The sequence below is a fragment of the Anaerobiospirillum succiniciproducens DSM 6400 genome, from assembly GCF_000482845.1.
Classification (GTDB): domain Bacteria; phylum Pseudomonadota; class Gammaproteobacteria; order Enterobacterales; family Succinivibrionaceae; genus Anaerobiospirillum; species Anaerobiospirillum succiniciproducens.
Window position 1 is genome coordinate 21014 of record NZ_KI519514.1, and the last position, 6000, is coordinate 27013.

At 45.0% G+C, this 6000-nt stretch carries 1 protein-coding gene; it reads right to left on the reverse strand.

The features are described 5' to 3' along the window. Positions 1-604 precede the first annotated feature (604 nt). The gene (locus tag H524_RS0113180) at positions 605-5131 is read right to left on the reverse strand and encodes a beta strand repeat-containing protein (RefSeq protein WP_027940512.1); all 4527 of its coding nucleotides are present in this window, start codon (positions 5129-5131) and stop codon (positions 605-607) included. Positions 5132-6000 lie beyond the last annotated feature (869 nt).

Here is a 6000-nt window from a genome sequence, read left to right on the forward strand (position 1 = left end):
TATAGCATTTAAATAATCGCCAACCAAGCAAGGCCTCAGACACAACATGTTTACTTTGCTTGATGCACGGTATTGATAATATCAGTTTGTAACTCAATCATTAAGGAAAAGCTGCATGTATGAGAGCTGTTACTAAGGAGATAGGGGGCTATCTCTTTTAGTCTTAAACTCCTGCGTTAAGCATATCTTCCTTGTATGTGTAGAGATAGATAGTAATCTAAAGTAGTTCACATCATAGAACCCATCATATACTGCCCCAAACAAACTGCACAAGGAGTTGCTCCTTGTTTGAAGGTAGAAAGTTTAGAGAGGATAGGTCGATCTCTAAGAAGACATTTTAAGTATTGGAAAGAAGTGACAATCGATTTGGTGTCCAATAGTACATCAGACATATCGTGAGACCTGAACTCTATTCATTTTGGTCTTGGCAAGATCGCTTCGTCATAGCAAAACGAAAAAAGCGACCACAACTGATGCTCTATCCCTGACATCAGCCATGATCGCTTTGTAAGACAGCTACCGCTCAATAATTTGAGCGGGCGCTGTCATAACTAAAATTTAGCGGCTCTTAACCTTGTTCACGCCATTAAGCGCGAAGCAGGTATTAGAACATGTAACGAGCCTGAGCATTTACGCCTAAGCTGTCGGTGTTCGAAGAACCAGTGTAGTTGATACCGAAGGAGGTACCGAATGCACCGTACTGAGCACCTAAGCCTAAGGTTAAGCCGTAAGTAACTTCGTCGAGAACCTCAGTGTTGGTTGCAACAGACATTGGCTTGGAGCTATTGAACTGAGTATTGGACTTAGCATCGGTATCACCGGTGTTGAAAGCAATAGTCAGGTCTGCGCTTGGGGCTAATGACCAACCACCAGCTACGAAAGCCTTAGATAAGGTTACGCCAACAGGTACTGAGAATACGTTCTGTACATCAAAGTCGGTAGTAGCGAGAACGCCTTCAGCAGAAGTTAAGTCGTAGCTGTCAGTGTTCAGGCGGATGAAACGTGCACCTAAGTGTGGAGTTACATCTACCATTGGAGTAGCAAAGGTGTACTGACCAGTTACGCCCATGGTTACTGCAGTGGTGTCTGCCTTACCCTTAAGACCAAAGCCCTCAACATCGTGAGAAATTACGGTCATGGAAGCATCACCAACTAAAGCAAAGTTACCAAAGCCCATAGCTGAGTAAATGCCGAAGCCGTAGTAATCAAACTCGTCCTTCAGACCATTACCCTGGCCTTTACCATCTGCATCACCAGAACCGATGTTGAATACAGCACCAAAACGCATGTTGCCGTTTACAGTGTCGGTACCAAATGCTACACCAGCAAGGTCAACGTCAGAACCGTAAGAAACACCCTCAGCATTGAAGCCATCGGAGTCTACGCTCTTGTACATTGGGGTTAACCAAACACCGCCGTTAGCCTGTGAACCAGTTGCGGAGATAGAGGCAGCCTCTACACCAACAGCACCAACACGACCAAACATTGCGTCAGCCATGGTGGTTACTGCAGCAACAGCAGCCTGCTGAGCACCAGCGTAGGTTGCAGCGTGAGCAGCAGCATCAACCTCAGCACCAGTTAATGAGGTACCAGCAACAGTGTAAACAAAGTCAGCACCTAAGCCCTTAGCACCCTTGTACTCGCCACGGATGGTGTTCTTGAGTAATTCAGCTACTGGAGCAGAAATGCCAGTGAATGCACCATCAAGAGCTTCCTTAACCACGTCAAGGTTAACCTTGCCGTTGGTGGTATCGTTGATCTCGCCCTTTAACAGGCCATTAGCGCTCTGAACTGAGAGAGTGCCGCTTACAGTAACAGTATTGGAGCCTGCGTTAAAGATTTGTAAGGCATCATCCTTACCATCAAAGTTACCGCTTAAGATAACCTTACCACCACCATTTACGGTGGCATTGGCACCAAAGGTAATAGCTGAACCAGACTTAGTGCCGTCATCCAGTACTTTGTAGACGTTGTCGGTAATGATTAAGCCAGTACCTGCCTCGAGAGTTACGGAGTTGCCTGAAGGTTTATCGTTCGTAGTAGCGCCTTTCTTTACAGTGATGCCCTTGCCGCTAGCAATATCAATATGCTTGTTGAGAACTAATGCATTTGCAAGCTCAAGCTTATTTGCGTCAGGGTCCTCGGTAAATGAACCATCTGCGTCTAAGAACTGACCAAGCACAGCTTTAAGCTCAGCTTCAGAAGCAAAGCCGATACCTAAGGCAGCGTTGTTACCTACGATTGCAGAGCCTGATAAAGTGCCTGCGTCTTTATCATCTGGAGTAGAAGCATCACCTAAAGATTCAGCGATAACTAAAGCAGCATCATCACCGTACTTAGGATCAACAAAGAGAGTGCCAGTACCAGTGAGGTTCTTTACTACAACAGTTGCTGAGCCATTTGCCTCTGCTGCGTCATCACCAACCTGAACTACGCCAGTGCCACTAAGATTTAAAGTATCTAACTTAACTTTTGCATCACCAGCAATGATATGGTTCTGATCTCCGCTTAAGGTTAAGGACTTGGCTGTTACATCACCTAAGATGCTTGCTGCTTTGCCTGAGGCACCTGCTGTAATATCTTGACCAGCAGCTGAAATTGATGAGCCTGCACCAACAGTTAAGGACTCAGCAGAAACTGCGCCTGCACCTGCAGCAGCTGTGATGTTCAGAGTGGAGCCTTCTGATAAAACTAAGGACTCTGAATTTACCTTGCCAGCAACATTCAGAGTGCTACTGAAGACATCAACAGACTTAACTGAAGCAGTTCCACCAATTTCCGTAGCGGTTACGGTACCGGTACCTAAAGAGCTATGGCCAATAGAAACTGCACCAGACTTGGCTTGTGAGCCGTTGATTGCACCAATAGCACCATTACCAGCTAACACTAAGCTTGAGCCGTTGCCAACAGTAGCATCAGCTGCTTCACCGCCGCTCTTAACAATAAAGTCGCCCTTTGAGCCGGTCAGCATTACGGTATTGCCATCAGCTACAGCTGCTTTAGAATCGGATGCATCAGTCAGCTTAATCTGTCCTGCAGTGAAATTCTGATTAACTTCGCCATTCTTGCCAACTGTAACAGCTACATCATTGTAGATGCCGTCGACGCCTGGCTTGATTGCGTCAATAGCAACATCATCTTTTGGCTTATCAGTGATAGTTGCACCTTCGAACTTGATGAAGCCTGCAAGACCGCTGCTCTTATCCATTGCAGTCTTGATAGACTCAATATTAGCTAGAGATAGCTGGCCAGTGTACTTAAGCTGAAGAACAGAAGTTGAATCAGTAGTTACAGCGCCCTGTACGTACTTAGACTTATTATCGCCTTGGCCGTCTGTAAGAGAAGCGCTGCCACCTGCAATCTTAAAGACGTCGTTGCCATCTAAAACTAAGGTAGAGCCGCCAGTTAAAGCAACAGTTGCCTCAGCTAAGTTGAGCACGCCCTCTGATGCGTTAACCAGAGCATTGTTTTTAATAGCTAAAGTGCCGTCTGTCTGAGTTGTGGTAAGGGTACCAGCAATATTAACCTCAGTGCCCTCACCGTCCACAACGGCTGCGCCAGAGGTAAGCTTAAGATCCTGTAAATGCCAAACGCCTTTATTAACATTAAGTTCAGGGGAGCTGCTATCAGCTGAAGCTAAGGTGATGTTTGCAGCTACATTACCGCCAGCACCAGAAAGGTTCAGAATGCCGTTTACGGTTAAGTCTTTGGTTTGGCCATTTGGAGTAACAGTTAAACCCTTAGCAACCTCGACGGTTGAACCACTCTTGATCGCAAAAGCGCCAGCCTTACCTGCAACTAAGGAGTCGGCCTTGATTGCAGTTGCACCTGAATATGATGCAGCGTCGATGGTTACATTCTTGGCAGTTAAAGAAGTATCTACATCAATAAATGCTGCCTTATTGTTGTCGATTTCGCCGTTGGAATTTAAGAAACCAGAAGTAACAAGATCAGCATCGCCTTCAACTACAAGGTTTAAAGTCTCTGCGGCACCTGCATTTTCGCCAGTTGCAGTTAACTTACCCTTAAGAAGCTCAGTAAATGCCTTTTCACCAACAGTTAAAGTACGCTTTGCACCAGTAGGAATAGCAACTGCAACAGTACCAGCATTAGCTAAGGTGCCGTCAGCAAAAGATGCGTTTCCGTCAAGACCGAGAGTACCGCCATTGGCTACAGAAACCTTACCACCGGTTACGCTAATGGTAGACTCATTGGTGCCCTTAAAGTCCTTGCCTAAAGTAAAGGTACCCTTTACATCTACTTCACCACCAGTGATGTTGATGTTTGTGCCGGTTGCATTACCATACTTACCTTGTGCAACAACCAGCTTACCGCCAGAAACAGTTAAAGTACCGTCTTTTACAGAATCGCCAGCACGCACATATGCGCCACTCTCACCGGTATTGCTTGCTTCAGAAGTACCGTTGAAGTTGATGGTGCCGCCAGTGATGGTTACATTGTTGCCCTTAAGACCTGAGGCAGGATTGAGGTTAACAACTGCAGTACCACCAACATTCATCTCGCCATTTAACGCGTAGATATTGGAGTAGTTTAAAAACTTTTCACCTGCTTTCTTGCCAGTTGTGCCACCAGCAGTGAGCTCGCCACCATTGATGGTGACATTCTTCATCTGGATAAATGCTTTATTGACATCAACCTTACCACCCTCTACGGTGAGGGATGCTACAGTTGGCTGTGCGCCAGATGCGGTATCAGCTGCACTGCCAACTAAGCCAGGGATCAGATCTTGGCTGGTATTATCTGCCGCAACAGAAAGTTTTCCATTCTTTACTACAAGATCATTCGTTGTATAGATATGGCCTTTAACTTTACTGGTCATCTCTAGCTTGCCGCCATTAATGACTATAGGCTTTGAATTAGGGGCCTTGAGAATGATAAATTCGCCAGACTTGGCATCATGAACTAAATCTTCACCTGTATCAATTACGCCATTAGCAAGCTGTTGCTCAAAAGCCTCATAAGGCTCAGTTTGGTCACCAGCTTTTGCATTAGCTTGGCCTGCAGCTAATGCAGCTGCAACCATAGCAGCTACCATGGCGATGTTGGCGTTCTTGAAAATAGCGCGGTATTGGGCCATTAAGAACTTAATGGCATTGTTGGTTTGCTTCATTTGAAAAGCTTAAAACCTAAAAGATATTACGTTTTGAAAGTATAAGCTCACACGTAATGGTGAAGGGAGCAATCATGCATTTTGGCTGTTGGTAAGCCATAAGTAGTGGTGAGCTGACTAATTAGCAGCATCTAACATGGCTGATCATGTGATATCTCAGAACATTTGCATCTAGCACTAACCCAAAACCAAGAGCTTTCTTTACCTTGAAGCATCTCAAGTCATCTCAAGCAATACTTAATGCAGTCCATGCTTTATTTACGTCAAGCATGTACATTGAGAAACAACAGTTCTAGAGCGGGGAAAACTAAGCTTTAGAAGCTTTTAAGAAAGGAAGTTAAGAGAATAGGGCGATAAGCATGTCGATGTGGAGTCTGCGCAAAGTAAAGCGCGATACTATAGTGGTTAGATGACTCATCTAAGCTTCGTGACGTTCACCCTATTGCCCCCCCCCCCATGTATAGTTACTATACTTATAATACATAAATACGGTATTAAAGTGATTAAAATGACGCTATGCCCATAATACGTTTGTTTTACGACTAGGTTGTTTGGCATAAATTGTAATTTATCGTGTCTAAAAACAGTGAACCAGTCATATATTTTTACGCAAGCACAACTCATATCACTTTTATCAAGCCCATACGAAAAAAGCGACCACAACTGATGCTCTATCCCGGACATCAGCCATGATCGCTTTGATTAGACAGCGCCCGCTCAATATTGTGATCGGGCGCTGTCATAATTAAGAATTAACGGTTCTTAACCTTGTTCACGCCTTAAGCGCGATTAAGGGATTAGAACATGTAACGAGCCTGAGCATTTACGCCTAAGCTGTCGGTGTTTGAAGAACCGGTGTAGTTGATACC

Excerpts from the sequence above, each read along its gene's own strand:
- H524_RS0113180 (WP_027940512.1), bottom strand. The coding sequence starts at position 5,131 with ATGAAGCAAACCAACAATGCCATTAAGTTCTTAATGGCCCAATACCGC.